13 protein-coding genes are annotated in these 18904 nt (G+C 45.0%); 4 read left to right on the top strand and 9 right to left on the bottom strand.

What is annotated here, in order from left to right:
* Positions 1–69: 69 nt before the first annotated feature.
* Complete coding sequence (locus GLV81_RS12095; protein ID WP_197428268.1) at positions 70–204, bottom strand: DUF2256 domain-containing protein; 135 nt, start codon at positions 202–204, stop codon at positions 70–72.
* Positions 205–561: 357 nt separating this feature from the next.
* On the opposite strand from GLV81_RS12095, the gene rpoB reads away from it, so the two are divergent.
* On the top strand, positions 562–4365 hold the full coding sequence (gene rpoB / locus GLV81_RS12090; RefSeq protein ID WP_157479093.1) for a DNA-directed RNA polymerase subunit beta: 3804 nt from the start codon (positions 562–564) through the stop codon (positions 4363–4365).
* A gap of 464 nt (positions 4366–4829) precedes the next feature.
* Here rpoB and GLV81_RS12085 read toward each other — a convergent pair whose 3' ends face one another.
* On the bottom strand, positions 4830–5582 hold the full coding sequence (locus GLV81_RS12085; protein WP_157479092.1) for a WD40/YVTN/BNR-like repeat-containing protein: 753 nt from the start codon (positions 5580–5582) through the stop codon (positions 4830–4832).
* A gap of 95 nt (positions 5583–5677) precedes the next feature.
* Between GLV81_RS12085 and GLV81_RS12080 the strand changes: the two genes are divergently transcribed.
* The 3 genes from GLV81_RS12080 to GLV81_RS12070 all read left to right on the top strand — a co-directional run bounded on the left by GLV81_RS12080 (position 5678) and on the right by GLV81_RS12070 (position 8127).
* On the top strand, positions 5678–6592 hold the full coding sequence (locus tag GLV81_RS12080) for a winged helix-turn-helix domain-containing protein (protein ID WP_157479091.1): 915 nt from the start codon (positions 5678–5680) through the stop codon (positions 6590–6592).
* Positions 6593–7101: 509 nt separating this feature from the next.
* Positions 7102–7605, top strand: a complete 504-nt coding sequence (locus GLV81_RS12075) for a helix-turn-helix domain-containing protein (protein ID WP_157479090.1) — start codon at positions 7102–7104, stop codon at positions 7603–7605.
* A gap of 111 nt (positions 7606–7716) precedes the next feature.
* Complete coding sequence (locus tag GLV81_RS12070) at positions 7717–8127, top strand: hypothetical protein (RefSeq protein WP_157479089.1); 411 nt, start codon at positions 7717–7719, stop codon at positions 8125–8127.
* A gap of 866 nt (positions 8128–8993) precedes the next feature.
* Here GLV81_RS12070 and GLV81_RS12065 read toward each other — a convergent pair.
* The 7 genes from GLV81_RS12065 to GLV81_RS19455 are packed head-to-tail and all read right to left on the bottom strand — an operon-like array spanning position 8994 to position 18551.
* Positions 8994–9677: a M48 family metallopeptidase gene (locus GLV81_RS12065; protein ID WP_157479088.1), complete on the bottom strand. Its 684-nt coding sequence runs from the start codon at positions 9675–9677 to the stop codon at positions 8994–8996.
* Positions 9674–12913, bottom strand: a complete 3240-nt coding sequence (locus GLV81_RS12060) for a type I restriction endonuclease subunit R (protein WP_157479087.1) — start codon at positions 12911–12913, stop codon at positions 9674–9676. The genes GLV81_RS12065 and GLV81_RS12060 overlap by 4 nt, the downstream gene beginning before the upstream one ends.
* Positions 12914–12916: 3 nt before the next feature.
* Complete coding sequence (locus GLV81_RS12055) at positions 12917–14140, bottom strand: phospholipase D-like domain-containing protein (protein WP_157479086.1); 1224 nt, start codon at positions 14138–14140, stop codon at positions 12917–12919.
* Positions 14140–14667 (bottom strand): uracil-DNA glycosylase family protein, encoded by a 528-nt coding sequence (locus tag GLV81_RS12050; protein ID WP_157479085.1) that lies wholly within the window; start codon positions 14665–14667, stop codon positions 14140–14142. Before GLV81_RS12050 ends, GLV81_RS12055 begins: the two co-directional genes overlap by 1 nt.
* A complete protein-coding gene (locus GLV81_RS12045) occupies positions 14664–15929 on the bottom strand; it encodes a restriction endonuclease subunit S (protein ID WP_157479084.1) in 1266 nt (421 codons plus the stop codon). Before GLV81_RS12045 ends, GLV81_RS12050 begins: the two co-directional genes overlap by 4 nt.
* Positions 15922–17148, bottom strand: a complete 1227-nt coding sequence (locus GLV81_RS19460) for a hypothetical protein (RefSeq protein ID WP_197428267.1) — start codon at positions 17146–17148, stop codon at positions 15922–15924. Before GLV81_RS19460 ends, GLV81_RS12045 begins: the two co-directional genes overlap by 8 nt.
* Positions 17148–18551, bottom strand: a complete 1404-nt coding sequence (locus tag GLV81_RS19455) for a type I restriction-modification system subunit M (protein WP_197428266.1) — start codon at positions 18549–18551, stop codon at positions 17148–17150. Before GLV81_RS19455 ends, GLV81_RS19460 begins: the two co-directional genes overlap by 1 nt.
* Positions 18552–18904 lie beyond the last annotated feature (353 nt).

The following is an 18904-nucleotide window of genomic DNA, read 5'->3' as shown; positions in this document are numbered from 1 at the left end:
AATACACCAATCTAGGGAGGCAAATTACCGGGCATTTTTGCCCTGTAATATGCGTATGGTCATAAGCCTTTAGGATGGGGAAGAGGACGTTTTTTTCTTTTTCCGGCAGGCATCGCTGCAATACTTTACTTCATCCCATACTTTTTCCCATTTTTTACGCCAGGTAAATGGCCGGCCACAGGTAAGACAGGTTTTCTGGGGCAAAAAAGATTTTTTATGAGAGCTGGCCATACTTTATTATATAACCCATTGGTTTAGAGTTTGTTCATAATAAAGTGACCTCATTTGGCCGCCGTTCTTATTTGTGAACGACTTGCCAAAAAATGCGCTTTAGCCCCTAAATTGCAGCCAGACAGTAAGGATTTACTCACAGCGGCAAAGCGGTTTTGGATTATTGAGTTTACGCCCTTACTTTTGCCATCCTTTTTAAATTAGGGCATTTACACTTTGGGAGCACAACTAGCTCATTCTTAATGGTTTTCAAGAAAAGCTCTCCGGCTTAGCTGGCAGAGCTCTCAGTGTTTATGTGGCTAACGAACAGCAAAAAACAGGTTCTAGCATATGTCTTCAACACAACTGACCAACAGGATCAACTTCGGCAAAGCCAAAAACCTCGCCGAGTCTCCTGACCTTCTGGCAATTCAGATTCAATCGTTTAAAGAGTTTTTCCAGCTGGAAACCACGCCCGACAAAAGGAACAATGAAGGCCTTTTCCGGGTGTTCAAGGAAAACTTCCCAATCAGCGATACCCGCAACATCTTCGTGCTGGAATTCCTCGACTACTTTATCGATCCGCCCCGCTACTCTCTCGATGAGTGTATGGAGCGTGGCCTTACGTACGCTGTGCCCCTGAAGGCTAAGCTGCGTTTGAGCTGTAACGATGAAGAGCATATCGATTTCCAGACCATCGTTCAGGATGTGTTTTTGGGCAACATTCCGTACATGACTCCCCGTGGTACTTTCGTGATCAACGGTGCGGAGCGTGTAGTGGTAAGCCAGTTGCACCGTAGTCCCGGTGTATTCTTTGGCCAGAGCCTGCACCCCAACGGTACCAAAATCTACAGTGCCCGTGTAATTCCTTTCAAGGGTGCCTGGATGGAATTTGCGACCGACATCAACAACGTGATGTATGCGTACATCGACCGTAAGAAAAAGTTCCCCGTAACCACCCTGTTGCGTTCTATCGGTTTCGAAACCGACAAATCCATTCTGGAGTTGTTTGGCATGGCCGATGAAATCAACATCGATAAAAAATCTATCAAAACCCTCGTGGGTCGTAAGCTGGCTGCCCGTGTACTCCGCAGCTGGGTAGAAGACTTTGTGGATGAGGATACCGGTGAAGTAGTGAGCCTGGAGCGTAACGAAGTGTTGATGGAACGCGACAGTGTACTTGACGAAAAATCACTGGAAGAAATTCTGGAAATGGGCATCAAGAGCCTGTTTGTACAGAAAGAAGACGTGGGTGGTGATTTTGCTATCATTTACAATACGCTGAATAAGGATACTTCGAACAGTGAACTGGAAGCCGTACAGCACATCTACCGCCAGTTGCGTGGTAGCGATGCGCCGGACAACGAAACTGCCCGTGGTATCATCGACAAGTTGTTCTTCAGCGATAAGCGTTATGATCTCGGCGAAGTAGGTCGTTACAAAATCAACCGCAAGCTGGGCCTCAACTATCCTATTACCAAAAAGGTACTGACCAAAGAAGACATCATTTCCATCGTAAAATACCTGGTGAAACTCACCAACGGTAAGGCTGAAATTGATGACATCGACCACCTGAGCAACCGTCGTGTACGTACCGTAGGCGAGCAGTTGTATGCACAGTTTGGTGTAGGTCTGGCCCGTATGGCCCGTACCATTCGTGAACGTATGAACGTTCGTGATAACGAAGTATTTACCCCTGTTGACCTGATCGACGCCCGTACGTTGAGCTCAGTGATCAACTCATTCTTTGGTACCTCTCAGCTGTCGCAGTTCCTCGACCAAACCAACCCACTGTCAGAAATTACGCACAAGCGTCGTATTTCTGCCCTCGGACCAGGTGGTTTGAGCCGCGAACGTGCCGGCTTCGAAGTTCGTGACGTACACTACAGCCACTACGGTCGTTTGTGTACCATCGAAACGCCGGAAGGTCCAAACATTGGTCTGATTTCTACGCTTTGCGTACACGCCAAGATCAATGACATGGGCTTTATCGAAACGCCTTACCACCCAGTACAAGAGGGTAAGGTAGACGTGAAAAAACTCAAGTTCCTGAGTGCGGAAGAAGAAGATACCGCGAAAATTGCCCAGGCCAATTCTGAACTGAAGGACGATGGCAACTTTGCAGAAGATCGCATCATCAGCCGCCAAACAGGTGACTTCCCCATTCTGGAAAAGAATGAGGTAGAATACATGGACGTTGCCCCCAACCAGATTGTAGGTTTGTCTGCATCACTCATTCCTTTCTTGGAGCATGATGACGCCAACCGTGCCCTGATGGGATCAAACATGCAACGCCAGGCCGTACCATTGCTGAAGCCCGAGGCTCCAATTGTAGGTACTGGCTTCGAAGGCAAAGCTGCCCGTGACAGCCGTGTGCAAATCACTGCAGAAGGTGATGGCGTGGTAGAATTTGTAGACGCTACTGAAATCCATGTACGTTACAGCCGCAACGACGAGCAGCGTCACATCAGTTTTGATGATGACCTGAAAGTATACAAGCTCACCAAGTTCATCAAAACCAACCAGGGTACCAGCATCAACCACCGTCCGGCTGTGAAAAAAGGCCAGACAGTAAAAGCCGGCGACTTCCTGACAGAAGGTTATGGTGTACGGGATGGCGAACTGGCCCTCGGTCGCAACCTGAAAGTGGCCTTCATGCCTTGGAAGGGTTACAACTTCGAAGATGCCATCGTAATCAGCGAACGCATTGTGAGCGAAGACTTGTTTACTTCTGTACACATCGACGAATACGAATTGGAAGTTCGCGACACCAAGCTGGGTGAAGAAGAACTGACACCAGATATTCCTAACGTAAGCGAAGAAGCCACCAAAGACCTCGACGAAAACGGTATCATCCGTATTGGTGCGATGGTAAAAGAAGGCGATATCCTGATTGGTAAAATCACTCCTAAAGGTGAAAGCGATCCTACTCCGGAAGAGAAACTCCTCCGTGCCATCTTCGGCGACAAAGCCGGCGATGCCAAAGATGCTTCACTGAAAGCACCAAGCGGTACTGAAGGTGTGGTGATCAACAAGAAGCTCTTCCAGCGTACCAAAAAAGACAAGAACAGCAAGGTGCGTGAAAAAGCCGCACTGGAAAAAGTAGAGAAGATTCACGAGAAGAATGAGCAGGATATCAAAGACCTGTTGCTCGAAAAACTGCAGGTGTTGCTCGGCAACAAAACCAGCGCAGGTGTAAGCAACAACTTTGGTGAAGTGCTGATTGGCAAGGGCGTGAAGTTCAACCAAAAGAACATCAGCCAAATCGACTTCCAAAACGTGAACCCATTGGGCTGGACAGGTGATGAGCATGTAGATGAACTCATCAACCAGTTGCTGCACAACTATACCATCAAGTACAACGAAGAACTGGGCCGTTACAAGCGGGAGAAATTCAACATCAGCATTGGTGACGAATTGCCTGCAGGTGTGCTGAAACTGGCTAAGGTTTACCTCGGTGTAAAACGTAAGTTGAAAGTAGGTGATAAAATGGCGGGCCGCCACGGTAACAAGGGTATCGTAGCCAAAATCGTTCGCCACGAAGACATGCCATTCCTCGAAGATGGTACGCCTGTAGACATCGTACTGAACCCGCTGGGTGTACCTAGCCGTATGAACCTCGGTCAGATTTATGAAACTGTACTGGGTTGGGCTGGTAAGCAATTGGGCCTCCGTTTTGCCACGCCAATTTTCGATGGTGCTTCTACCGACGAAATTGCCGACTACATCACTAAGGCTGGTTTGCCCACTTTCGGACACACTTACCTGTACGATGGTGAAACCGGCGACCGCTTTGACCAGAAAGCTACCGTGGGTGTGATCTACATGATTAAACTGCACCACATGGTGGATGATAAGATGCACGCCCGTTCTATCGGACCGTACAGCTTGATTACACAGCAGCCGCTGGGTGGTAAAGCACAGTTTGGTGGTCAGCGTTTTGGTGAAATGGAAGTGTGGGCACTGGAAGCATACGGTGCTGCCAACATCCTGCAGGAATTGCTCACCATTAAGTCGGATGACATTATTGGCCGTGCCAAAACATATGAAGCGATTGTAAAAGGCGACAACATCCCTCGTCCGGGTGTGCCAGAAAGCTTCAACGTGTTGATCCACGAATTGCGTGGTCTCGGTCTCGACATGAAGTTCGATTAATCGACAGCTCTGTTAACCTCAGCATACAACCGCTCCTCTTGCAGGAGCGGTTTTTTTGTTGCTGGGGAAAAAGACCGGAAGTCGGGAAAGTCGGGGAAGTCGGGGAAGTCGGGAAAGTCGGGGAAGTCGGGAAAGTCGGAAAGTCCGTAGTCAGTTGTCGGTAGAAGACAGCTACCCTGAGCATGTCGAAGGGTAGGTAAGTTGGTCGTCTGTAGTCGGAAGTCCGGAGAAAACTGCTACCCTGAGCATGTCGAAGGGGGGGAGTCCGTAGTCGGTAGTCCGGAGAAAACTGCTACCCTGAGCATGTCGAAGGGGGGAGTCCGTAGTCGGTAGTCAGAGAGCTTGTACATCATTTACAAATGGCATCAGCATCACACACATACACAGTAGCAGATGATGTACATACAAATGCCCCGATTATTCGGGGCATTTGTATCAGATAGCAATAGTCGGCTTCATGTAACTCAACATCCTCCATGGCGGGGTACGGCATAGATCTGTTTCCCCAAAACAGATAAGGTATAGACCTTTCCTGCTTTTGACGGAAGCAACAACTGCCATGTTTTGCCCTTATCGGCCGATTTGAAAACGCCTTTGGGATGACCACAATAGAAGTTGCCCTCCACTTCAATAATGGAACTAATCATGGCTTCCTCGGGCAGCGGTGCATTGTTGGGATGGCTGGCCGAATAGGATTGCTTGGCCAGCGTAAATAGATTGTTGATAGACCTTTGGGTGGATGCCGGCTGCAGTGCTTCGTCAATAGGCTGCCAGTTAATGCCTCCGTCGTAAGAAACCCTGATTCTTCTTGTATGTGACTGCGTACTGAAGGTAATAGCAGCAAAACCTCCGTTGATCTTGGCTACGTCTATGCCTACACCGCCTTCGCTGATGACCCATTCCCAATGTGCCCCATTATCTGTAGAACGCTTGATGCCCAGTTGGCCGGTAGCAATAATAACGCCGGCCGACTGCACCTGCTTATTGCCAGCAGTTTGCTGCGCTATTGCAGGAGGTATGGCAGTGGTTTCCTGCCAGGTGTTGCCTGCATCCGAAGAAATGAAAGCCATGCTTTCTGCATCCGTTGGGGCTTGCAGGGGCAGCAGATGCTCCTGCGGTGTAGCTACCGCACTGTGCTGTACTAGGGTAGACTCATTCGCCACCTCAATGGCCAAAGGAAGAAACAGGAGTACAAATGCAGATGAATAGATTTTCATAGTGATGAATGTATGGGTGATGGATGAAATGATGTCCCGAAACTATCGGTCATTTGCGTAGCAGCAACATTTTTTGCCGTAAAAAGAGGTAAAGGATGCGTAAAACCTTGGTAAAGCCATCTGCCAGCGGCTTTATCAACTATTTTGCACACATGAAGCCACGGGTTTTTATTGCCAATGTATTCCTCCTGATGGTACTGATAACAACTGCTGTTGCATGTATCAATAAAAAAGAGCAGCTGCCAGCAAAGCATTTGGAAGTGGTACTTCGTGAAATAGGCCACCAGTTATTGCTGACGGCCAAAGATTCTACCTCCCGGGTGCTACCGGTGAAGCAATTGCATGAGAATACCTATCAGCTTTCTTTTCAGCACGACTTCAGTTTTGTGTCAGACTCACTCATCAATTTGGTACAACGAACGTTTGAGCAAGACGGGGTGGCCAATCATTACATCGTGAATGTGAGAAACTGTGCCCAAAAGGGAACGATTCTGGCCTTTGAAATCAACAAACAAGCCACCGATTTGACGCCTTGCCGGGGCCGCACTTTACAAGAAGCTTGCTACATCATAGAACTTGAATTTTTGCCCAGCAATACCACCCATCGCTGGTGGTGGCTGTTGTTGCTGATTCCTTTGGCCATTGGCGGCTATTATCTGAAAGGCAGGTTGCGCAAGCCCGCAGCGCCGCTGTTGGTACCTGAAACCATGAACTACCTGCCGTTGGGCCGCTTTCAATTGTATACCGGTAGCCATGTACTCAGCATTGGCGACAAGCAAATACCACTCTCAGCAAAAGAAACCAAAGCACTTAACCTGTTTGCACAGAACATGCACCAGGTGGTAGAAAGGGAAAGACTGATGAAGGAGATTTGGGAAGATGCCGGGCTGGTCGTTATCAGTAAAAATGTGGATGTGTTGGTGTCTAAACTGCGCAAAAAATTGGCTGATGACCCCACGCTAAAAATCATCAACATCCCCGGCAAGGGTTATAAATGCACGGTTGGGTAGGGGGATGGTTGGGAGGTTTGTAGGTTGGGAGGTTGGAAAGTCGGGAAGACTGAAAGTCCGAAAGACGGAAAAACCGAAAGTCGGGGAAGACGGTAGTCCGTAGTCTGTAGAAGATTGCTACCCTGATCCCGATAGCTATCGGGATGTCGAAGGGTAGATAAGACGGAAAAACCGAAAGTCGGGGAAGACGGTAGTCCGTAGTCCGAAGAAGATTGCTACCCTGAGCAAGTCGAAGGGTAGATAAGACGGAAAGACGGAAAGTCGGGGAAGACGGTAGTCCGTAGTCCGTGGTCCGTGGTCGGTAGACCGCCAGCCCCTCATCTCCAATCCCTAATTACTAATCACCCATCCCCATTCCTTCCCCACCAGCCCGTTTTGTGAACGAAATTTTTTTCCAAATGAAACGTTCACACTTTTTTCGTTCACAACTTTGTGAACGTTTTGTTTTGCTGTAATTTTTTGTTCACAACGTTGATCGTTGGGGCTTTTTATCATCACACACCCACCGCATGAACCTGATAGAAGAGTTGGCCAAACAGATGGGCCTGAGCATTGCACAGCTATCCAGCTACCTCGGCATCAGCAAGAGTTTTCTAAGTATGTCTTTGCAAGGCAAACGCAACCTGCCCGCCCGGCATTTTAAAGCCCTGGTGGCCATACAGCAGCAGCTCAACAGTATTGAAACGCCCGCCAGGCCTGCATTACAGCCCGAGGAGGCCAAGCGGCTGCGAAAGCGCCTGCACCGTGCTGAATACCAATATTTTGCTACCCAACGCAAGCTGCAGCAGCAGGAAGTACGCTTTGCACAACTGTACCGGCTGCAGCAGTGGATACTGCTGGAACTACAACGGGGCCCCGACCTGCCCCAACGCCAGCGCCTGTGGCTGGAGCTGCAGCAACTGGCCGTGCAGCAGCGCCTCCACCTGCATGGGGCAGGGGCCATAGCAGATACCAAAGCCCGCCTGGAAGCCCTCAGGAGTTTGGTAGCCGGGCTGAATGCTGCTTTGGAGTAGTGTACAGGCAGGGTATTTCTACGGAATTTGATTGCGTAAATACCGTATGCGTTCTGTTTTTGGGCGGCTATAGTTTCGGGGTATTGTTTTACCATTTAAAAAACACACCCCATGACCTACTCAGTAGCTCAACTGGCCACCGTACAAGAATGTGATGCGGTACTGGCCATTGCCAACAAGGAAAAAGCCGATGTACAATTTCGGCAAACCAGCATTCAGCGGCAGCAGGCCAACTATGCCGAAAGCAGCGTGGAAATAGCCACCGAGCTCTCGGCCGTAAATGCCGAAATAGCCGCCTACGCCAGCATCATTGGCAGCCTGCCCGAAGGCCCCGCCAAAGAAGAAGCCGAGGTGAAAAAGAAGAAGCTGGAATACCGCCAGTTTTTGCTCACCGAGCGGCAAGACGACTACGGCAGTGTGGCCCTGCTGGAAAAAGAAATGGAGCTGGGCCAGCTCGAAAAGCAAGTGGCCGAAATAGATGTGTTCATTGCCGCGGTACAAACCCGCAAGGCAGCGCTGTAAGGCTAGCATCTCTACACAGCAGCATGCCGCTCCATTTGGGGCGGCATTTTTGTTGTTGGGTGGTAGTTGGAAGGTTGGGAGGTTGGAAGGTTGGGAGGTTGGAAGGTTGGGAGGTTGGAAAGTTTGTAAGTTGGAAGGTTTGTATGTTGGAAAGTCGGGAAGTCGGGAGAAAACTGCTATCCCTGATCCCGATAGCTATCGGGATGTCGAAGGGTAGTTGGAAGACCGAAAGTCGGGAAGTCCGGAGTGGGTAGTTGGTAGTCCGGAGACGGATTACTCCCCTCCTTGGAGAGCCTGCCTCGCTTTAAGCGAGGGGTGGCCTTCAGGCCGGGGTGGGTTATAAGACGGGAAGTCGGGAAGACCGAAAGACCGGAAGTCGGAAAGACCGTAGACCGTAGTCTGAAGTCGGTAGTCGGGGAGAAAGGTCATGCTGACTCAGGAAGCTGTAAGTCCAGACCGAAGCGGCTGCGGCATCTATTGAATGGGAGTTGGTAAGTCGGGAAGTCCGAAAGACGGAAAGACGGTAGTCCGTAGACCGTAGTCGGTAGTCCGTGGTCCGTGGTCTGTAGTCCGACGTCGGTATTCATTTCCCCGCCACAGCTCCGGCACGGGGCGCTGGGTGGTTGCATCGGCTGGTTAGCCGGGCATGCCGGCTGCCATCCCTTAGCAGGCCTGCCGCAGTGCGTGTGCCTTGCGCTGGCCTCCGGGCCAGTGCATAGTGGTTACTGAATTGGCTGTTGGTGCAGCTGTAATGTGTTGGTATTTGGTTGCCGGACGCAGTCCGCTAGGATTACCTGGCACAAGTGACCCGCTTTGGCGGAACAATTACACCAGATAGAAAAATTTTGAGAGTCTGCGCCAGCAGTCTATAACGACATTTTTACTCCGTTCCTTTTTAACCAGTTTTCATGCTCTCTGAAGTCAGGCATTTTCTTGTCTAACTCATTCCAAAACTCTGTCGAGTGGTTTGGATGTTTTAAATGAACCATTTCATGAATGATAATATAGTCCAGCACCGAAACCGGAGCCATAATACATTTCCAGTGAAAATTCAGTCCGTTTTTAGGTGTCCATGAAGCCCAACGGTTTTGCAACTCCAATACTTTAATTGCTTTCGGCTTGTTGGTAAACTTTTCTTCAATTAGTTTAAGTCGTTCCTGAATTTTAGTCAGGGCTTTTTCCCGGTAGAAGTCTTTGAAAACTTTGTCTGCCTTGGCTAAATACTTTTTATCTAAGTGAAAAAAGCCGCCACTTATTTTTAAGGGCACATCCTGATTTTCTATCAACTTTAATCGGTAATTCCTGCCCAAGTAGAGAAACGATTGTCCGTTTACAAAGTCACGATTAACCTTGCCCTGATTAAGTTCTTTCCACTTGGCAATTTTTGAAAATATCTGATATTCCTTTGATTTTATAGCAGCTTCAACTTTCTCATCGCTTGCAGTAACTGGAGCAAGCACTTTCACTGAGCCATCACGTTCAATAAATATGCTTACAGTTTTTCTTCTGTCGGTTTTCTCAATTGAAATTTCCAGGTCCTCTAGCTTCATCTTAAATCCGTTTCTCTGTTTTTAGCAAGTTTCATTAGTTCGGTAGCCATTTCACTTGCTTTCGGTGAAAGTTCTGCCACTTTTGAGTAGCGAATTTCATCCTCAATCATTCCTTCAATTCGCTTTCTCTCGGCTGCTTTATCTGTCCAGAAGTTGTTTATTTCTGCTGTTTCTTTCAGAATTAGGAAAAGGGCATGTGTCAGTTCTTTCACCTTGTGAATTTCTTCTTCGCTTTCGTCTGAAGTTCCGGCTTTTAGCAAATCGTAAAACGGGGCTTCAACTATTGATATTCCTTCTGTTTCAACTTGCCGACCTTCTGCCATTTGATCTCTCAAACCGGTCAACTGTTTCACTATTTCTTCCCAGTTTTCCTTGTAGGAATTCAATATCATTTCCAAGCGGTCTTTGAAACGGTTGTATAGTGTCGGGTCTTTTTCAAGGTTTACTTTGATGTGCCAGCGAATGGCATGTTCCATTTCCGATGCTTTGGATTTTGGTGTTTTGTTCAGGTAATCAACTTTGGTTTTGAATTCATCTGAAAGAATGGAAACCTGTTGCACTTTGGTATCAATGCCTAATGAGAACAAATGTTTGTCAATGAGCTGACGGACTTTCTGCGAAGCCCATTTCAAATCCATTGTTTCGTCTTTGTAGCGGTCTTTTATTCTCCAAAGCAAGTAGCCCAAACGCTTTGCCCGAACCCAGTATTCGCCACCTGCTTGTGTATTGAAAAGCAAATCCAAGCTATCAAAGAAACTTTTGGAATAGGTCAATAGTTCTGCTCGGAACTTGATGTTTTTTGCTTGCTCAATACAACTTTCTGCAAATTCAAATTCGGCAGCTTGGTCGGTGAATTTCTGATTCAGGAAGTTTTCAATTTCATTCAGTTTATTGTCTGTAAATAAATTCAGAATGCGTTTATAGCGGGCTTCCAATACTGGAATTTCCTTGTTGATGTCACGGAATACATTCAGGAAGTTTTTCAGTTTGTCCTTGTCCTTATCAGTATAAATTGCCAATGCCTCGGCAAGGTGCTTGGTTACACCGTAATAGTCCACAATCAAACCAAACGATTTGCCTTTCTTGGTTCTGTTTACACGAGTAATTGCTTGAAACAAATCATGCTCTCTCATGCCTTTGTCCAAATACATGACCTGCTCAATCGGAGCATCAAAGCCGGTAATCAATCGGTCGCAAACGCAAATGATACCAATGCCCGATTCAGGTTTTTCGTAATCAAAATCTTTCTTGAAACTGTTTTTTGCATCTATGTCCAATGCTTCACGCCTAGCTTTGCTGATATAGCCCGGCTCATTATTGCCCATGCTGGAAACAATGGCGTGTACTTTTAGAAACTCCAATTGCTTTATTCGTTCATCATCCCGTTCACCATCAGGTAAAGCTTTCAGTTCTGCAATTTTATTCTGAATGGCAATCTCCAATTCATACTTGTATCGCACGGCTGCAACAATGCTTGATGCAACAACCTGTGCTTTAAAACCATTAACTAAAATATCGGTGTAGTAATGTTCAATTATGTCTTTGGCAATCTCGGCAATACGGTCTTTGCTTTCTAAGTAAGCTATGAACGAACCATAACGCCTTTGTATTTCTTCCCGTTCTTCTTGTGTCCGCTGTTTGAACATATCCTCAAACTCGGCATCAAAAAGTTCTTTGTCCTCAATCTTATCTTTGGAAACCTTGCCAATGTATTTGATTTCAACGGTGGCACGGTCGGCTACTGCTTTGTCAAACTTGTAGGTGTCAATCCAAGGTTCTCCGTTTTCATCCAATCTGCCGCCAAAACGTTCGTGTGTCTTTATTTCGTGGCGTTCGGTGAGCAAAGGCGTTCCGGTAAAACCGATACGAACGGCTTGCGGAAAAGCATTGAACAAATTGTCACCCATGTCTCCTCCTTGTGTGCGATGGGCTTCATCCACCATCAGCAATATGCGGTCGCTGGCATTGATGGTTTCAAACTTGTCGAATGTGGGCACTATGCCTGCATCAATCAGCGATTGTGCAGAAACATTGTTGTCTGCCAAAAACTTGTGAATCATCACAATGTTCAAATTGGCTGTATCATCATTCAATTCTGTCAGGTCGGCTTTACTATCAATAATAGAAAGCGATTCGTTGGCGTATTTCAATGTATCTGCCAACTGTTCTTCCAAATCCACACGGTCAACAATGGAAATGATTTTCAGGTCTTTTAAATCATCGCTGCTGCGAAGTTTGCGAACCAAAAAAACCATCGTTAAACTCTTTCCGCTTCCTTGTGTGTGCCAAACCACACCGCCTTTTTCTTTGGGCGTATGTCCTGAACGCAGGTTGCGGATAATTTTTCCAACGGCACGGTATTGATTGTAACGAGCCACCACTTTCACTTCTACACCTTTTTTGATTTCCATGAATAAGGTGTAGTGTTTCAGAATGTCCACCAAAATTTCTTTGTTCAGCATTCCGTGTATCAACACTTCCTGCCGTTCCTCATTCGGTGGAAAGGCAACGGTTTTATACTCTTCGGGGAAGATGTCCACCCAATTGTTGTAAAAATCAAAATCTGCACTGATGGTTCCTACCCGTGCTTCGGTGCCATGGGTAATGATGCTGAAAATATTGTAGTGAAATAGTTTTTCTTCTCCTTCTTTTACTCCGTAATCGTCCTGCCTTGTGTTGGCGTATCGGGTTACTTGCAAGTACGCTTCACTCAAAGGTTCTGCCACATCAAAATCTTTGGCTTCAACTACCACCACTGGCAAACCATTCAGGAATAAAACAATATCAGGTATAATGCCTTGCCGACTTGTACCGGGAGTAAGCAAACGAAACTGATTGATGGCAATGAAGCTGTTTCTGTCCCAGTTTCTGAAATCAACCAAACGCACAGTTGGGTTTACTTCGCCTGTAAGTTCATTTTTGTTTACCGTTGTTCCTTTCAGTAACAGGCGGTGAATTTCCTTATTGGCTTCGTGCAAACTTTTGCCGGGGAAATTCTGAATTTCAAAAAGCAGTTCATTCAGTTGCTTATCTGTTAGCCACTCTGTGCCATCAGGCATTTTGTTGATGGCTTTAATGCTGTCTTTGAAAACCTGTGGCAATACCACCTGCTTGAAATTTTCTCTCAAACTTTTTGATGGCTCTTGCGGAACGCCCAAGCCCTGGTCAATTACTTGCCAGTTTAATTGGCGGAGTTTATCTAAAAACGGTTTTTCTACATTGATGTATTCTGCCATGAGTTATTCCTCAATTAAATTCCAGTATACATAGTTAAAGAAACTATCAATTTCCAAAAAAGAGCTCATTCCCAATTCATCCTTAATTTCAGTTAGCAATGCCACATATTCCGCATAATCAGGGCCTTTGAAACTTGAGATGTAAGGAAACTCTCTCCCTACTAAATCAAGCACTGCCAATGGGTTGTCATTCAGGTTTGCAAACTTCTCAGGATTGTAGCTTAAAAATATTTCCGCCACAATGTTTTCCCCTACACCTGAAATTTCCTTTTCTTTTCTCATTTGGTTTAGCATGACTGTTACATTTTCAAAGGCAATCCCAACCGGTCTAGATAAATTACTCTTCACGGCTCTTACAATTTCACGGAAAGCATCTGGATAATCCAGGGTCTTATAAGTTGTTCTGTGAATGCTGCCTGAATGCCACAGCTTCGGTTTGTAATCTTTATGCCCTACTAAGGGACCAAACAAATTATGAAACTGTGCAGCACTGAGTCTTTTGTTTGATGCAAGCATTTCAAGATTTTCTTTAGCCTGCATATACTTTTTCTCCCGTTCAGAAGGCTCAATAAAATCATGGGAGTTCTTGTATTCTTCATAATATGCCCTAAGTCTCGGCATGTCAATGCCTGCAATGGAAGTTTTTCTTCGCCTGAATCGAAATGCAGGGCCTTTGCCGTATTTTTTGCCATGCTCGTCTCTTTCCTTTTTATAACGAGCTATTAAAGATTCAACCTTATCGGTGTAATAACGCTTATGTAAATCTTTAAAATAGCTTTCCAGTTTTTTAAACTCTGGTGAGTTGATGGTAGTTTCAATTACCATCGAAACCTCATCATTCACCGCCCAGCCATGTTGGGTAAGATTTGAAGAACCAGTAACTATTGTAACTTTTCTGCCTGTAATGAACACGTATATTTTAGGGTGGAATATTCCGGCATCAGGCGTGCAAAGCACCAATTGATGATTTGACTTGGTTTTGATAATATTATACAGACTTTGCAAAGTATCTGGGTCAGTTTCGCCCAAACCAGTGCCAATATAGAAAGTGGATGATTTGGTTTTATCGGCACAAAAATCTTTTAAGTACGCTTTAATATGATTTAAGCCACTTTGTTTTAGAAAGCCTACTGCGAAAATGATTTTATCGGATTGCTCTAATAAATTCAGCAAATAATCTCTATGTGTTTCACCAGTATTTGATAGGAATGTAGTTGATGTTGCCATTAGTGTAAAGTGTGTTTTAACAGCCCATAGTATTGCTCTTTGTTTGCAATAGATGCGTTATGAAATGGTACTTCGTAAATAATGGTTGATTTGTATTTCCCGACTATGCCATAGTTCGGCAGTCTTTTTATCACTCCTATATCCTGAAATGCATTGGCAACTTTGCTATGCATCAAACACAAAGTTTTCACATGATGAGTGTCGAGTAATTTGATTATTCGATTTACCCGAGACCTATCAACCACGATTTTATTGCTATTTGTTTCTACCACATCATGCACCAAATCTGTGATGCCATACACAGCTTTTTTATAGTTGATGAAATTGGTGCGAAACACTTCATCATCTCCGGTCAACTTACTTTGCACAGGTTGTATAATTAGACCGCTGCTACACATCAGATTCCAAAAGGAAAGGTTATTGGAAAAATAGTGACCATTGTTGTTGGAGTTGACAGGTGGGTTTAAAGCCACAAACAGTATATCCATTTGATCATGCAATATTTCAATCAGGTTTAACTTACTCATGCCATTTCTTTTAGTCCATTTGATACCTTCACCTGCTTCCTCCCACTCAATAAATCTTCCATCAAGCCCTTTTTAAGCAATTGCATTTTCTGTAAGTAGGTTTGCTCGGTTTGGAGTTTGTTGTTGTTACTTTCAATAATGGAAGATATTTTTTCTAACTCCTTTGGATTCTTAATTTCCGGGAAGTTGAAAGCTCTAATCTGCTGATAGTTTAACCCTTCTCGATTTCCAACAGCCATTGCCTTATACATTTGTCTTTGGCCGAAATCAGTATTTAAATATTCAGAAGCAAACACTGCAAGCGACTTGGAAGGATTTTTAAATCTAATGATACACACATGTTGATTGACATTAGCGTAAATCAATTCTTCAGGAAAGAATGCACATCTCCCGATTGAAGCTCCAGTAATATTCAAAAGAACATCAAAAGGCTTGACTCTGGAATTCTCCATAATCTCATCAATTTCCTTCGTAATAAATGCAACATCATTCAATGAGAGCATGCCATAGAGAATATTCTGGCTTCTCAAAAAAAGAATACCTTGTGATTTATATACTTCACTTCCTCCAGTTGGAGTGACGCCACTCCCAACTTTATCAGTCAAATTATCTATTGAATCACAATCCCACTCCCTCGGTATCATCCCCAACTTACTTTCTTTATACAACTCCGGTGCATCCTGGTAGCGGGGGCGGAGTTTGTTGGTATTTAGGTCGATGCCACGAGTAAATAAATCCTGCAACATGCCCTGCTTAATGGCTTTGTATTTAGCAATGGCGGCCTGGGTTTTTTCAATTATTGCATCGGCTGTGGAGAGGATTTTGGCGATTTTATCTTCTTCGTCTTTAGTAGCAGGAAAATCAATCTCAATCTTTTCAAGTTCTGATTTATTCAGTTTGCTCCTTGTTCCTGAATTCAAATACTTGGTTATGTCTTTATGAACAAGTGAGTAGAAAATAAAGTCCTGATTAAATTCCTGCTTCGCCCTCAGAATGTGGGCATGATTATTAACCCAACTCTTACCACTAATCTTGTATGCAATTGGTCTTGTATGATATTCTTCAAAGTTTCCTCCGTCTTCCGCCAGTAGAATTAAATCTTCATCAAAAATGTATTTATCAATATAGCCTTGAATACCATTAGCACCATAGTAAGGAATATTTCCTTGCATGGTCTGACGAATTTCATCATTGATTGGAACTCTCAGATTATCGAGAATATCGCAGCATTCTGATATTTTATTTTTACGCTTTCTATTCATACCCTAACTCTAATAAATAAGCGTCAAATAATTCGGTTTGAGTTTGTCTATCACCTAGGATATTTTGCAAGGTTGTGGTGTATTTCTCCCAAACATTCTCTATCGCTTGCAACAATTGGCGTTGGTGGGCTTGCAAATAGTCGTTCACGTTTTGTTGCAAGGTTCGCAGCCATCGTTGCATGATGAGCTCCTTGGCTTCTTCAGGGCTAATAAGCAAGCGTGCCTGGTCCACCAAAGCCTGTTTGCGGTCTTTTATTTCTTTAATTTTTCGTTTGCACATTTTCAGTTCTTCCTCCAGTTCGCTGTGCTTGGCTATGCGGCTTTCCAATTCCTCAATCTGCGCATCCAGTCTTTCAACTTCAGCCCTCAACTTTTCACTTTCAACTTTTAACTGTGCACTATCCACTGCTCCGGCTTTAATGCGTTTCAGCAGCAACTTATATTCCTTGTCGGCTTCCTTGCGTTCGCCTTTTAGTTCTTTAATGCTGTCTTTGTGTTCTTTCAGTTCCTTGCTTCGCCATACTTCGTAATCTTCCTCGTTCCACACATCGTCTTCCATTTCGTTTACTTCGTCAAACTTGGCTTGCAGTTCGTCACGCCTTGCTTCATTGTCTTTCAACTCCTTCAATACTTCCGGGAACTGGCTTTGCAAAATTTCATCATCCGGTATCAATTCGGCATTCCATCCGCTGGCATCTACGCTTTTTATGTCGTTGGTAATGCTGTTCCAGTAAGCCGCAAAAGAGCCACGGCTTTTAAACTCCTCCAAAATAGGCAGGGCAATCAGTTTTTCGGTAAGCGTAGCGGAGAAAGTATGATACAGGTCGAACACACTGGTTTTTTGTTCGGGCAATTGTTCCAACAGCGGCAATTGTTGTTGCCACCATTCGCCAATGGCCTGGTTGTATTGGGCAAAAGCATTTTTTATTGCTGAACTTTCGTCAAACAGTTTTTTGATGTCTTCTTTGTGTGCAATGCTGTCCGAAAATTTCAGGTAGTTGGGTTTTAACGGCTCAAACAGTTTGCTTTCCAAACCTGCATAGCAGTTGAAATAATCGTTCAGTGCTTTTACTTCATTTTCAGGAATGCCACCTTGCAAGTGGGCATGCACATCTTGCGGTTCGGGTGGTGGTGCATTGTCAACAAACCTGCGTATGTTGAAATTGAATTCTTCGTTCTCCAAATTGTTGTGTTCGTTAATGACCTTGCTCTTTGCCACTAACTTGCTGTATTTGGGCGTTTCTTTTTGTGTCGGTAGGTGTAGGCAATTTTCTCCAAATCTTCAGGGCGAAGCTTGTTTTGGTTTTTACCTTCTTTAAATTCCCGGTCGGCATTGATGAACAACACATGGTCTCTGTTGTGTGCATCAGCTTTGTTAATCACCAATACACAGGCACCAATGCCCGTTCCGTAAAACAAGGCAGAAGGCAAACCAATCACTGCTTCCAGATAGCCACGACCAACGAGCCACTCACGGAATTTCTTTTCCTCACCACCACGGTACAACACACCGTGTGGCATTACCACCGCCATGCGTCCGGCATTGTTCAGCGAAGCCACCATGTGCTGCACAAACATGAAATCCGCTTTGCTTTTTGTAGGCATCCAAAAACTAAAGCGTTCCTTAAATTTCATGGAAGTGGTAGAGTAGTCGAGCGAAAAAGGGGGATTGGCCAGTATAATGTCAAAGGTTCTCAGTTCATTTCCTTTGAGATGCAACGGATTGAGTAGCGTATCACCATTCAAAATCTTACTGTCGTAAATGTTGTGGAACAGCATATTCATTTTGCACAAGCCCCAAACCGTTCCGCTTTTCTCCTGTCCGTATAGCGAAAGATTTTTTGCCGTTCCGTAACGGCTCTCCACATAGTTTTTACATTCAATCAGCATACCGCCACTGCCCACCGTCGGGTCGTAGATTTCAGCATCCTTGCCGGGTTCAAGAATGTTCACCAGCAGTTTTACAATTTCGTTTGGTGTGTAGAATTCTCCGGCTTTCTTTCCGGCACTGTCGGCAAAATGTTTTATCAGGTATTCATAAGCCGCACCCATCAGGTCGGGGAATTCCAGATTGTCGTCACGCAAACTTATTTTATTGAATTTCTTAATCAGTTCCCGTAAATCTTCATCGCTGATTTGTTTGTTGTTCTTTCCGAATGTTTTGTTGAAGTTGATGTTGTCCTGATTAAATACACCGTCAAGTTTATCAAGGTTGGCTTCCTGCAATGCGGCTAATGCTTTGTTGAGGTGGTCGCCAATTTCTTCTTGCAGGTCTTTGATGTATGGATAAGGTTGTTGCTTGCCTTCTGTATCTGTGTAAAATGCAGGATCGCCATCCAACCTTTTCCAACGAGCAGCCAAGGGAACGAAGAAATCATACTCTGGTGCATTCTGTCTTTCCAATTCTCCGTAAATAGCATTTGGCTCACTTACGCCTCGCACCTCTTTTAAGGTAACTGTTCTTTTGTCTCTCTGGACTTCGAACTGATCGTTCACCCGTTTCAGAAACAACATAGAAATGATATATTCCTTGTATTCCGAGGCATCCATGTTTCCACGCAGGATGTCACATGCCTCAAAAAGGAAGGTTTCTAAACGAGATAATGAGATTTTATTAGCCATGAATTTTTGACAGAATTTAAGTGGTGAATATCGGATTTTCCATAGTCGCCTTTACAAAAACGGTATCATGAGATTTACAAATACTAAGTTTTGTGCTGTCGGGGCAATACTAATGGCCATGTTATTGTCGGGTAGTGTAATCGCAAATCAAACAAAAATCTGTGAACACTTTCCCTGTGAACATTCAAAACGTTCACAACAAAAACGTTCACAAAGTGGGGAGGAGTCGGAAAGACCGGAAGTCGGGAAGTCAGAAAGTCTGGAAGTCAGAAAGTCTGGAAGTCAGAAAGTCCGTAGTCGGTAGTCCGGAGAAGACTGCTACCCTGATCCCGATAGCTATCGGGATGTCGAAG

It is taken from the genome of Phnomibacter ginsenosidimutans (assembly GCF_009740285.1).
In the GTDB taxonomy this organism is placed as follows: domain Bacteria; phylum Bacteroidota; class Bacteroidia; order Chitinophagales; family Chitinophagaceae; genus Phnomibacter; species Phnomibacter ginsenosidimutans.
The sequence above is the reverse complement of the archived record's forward strand: the minus strand, read 5'-3'. Positions and strand labels throughout refer to the sequence as shown.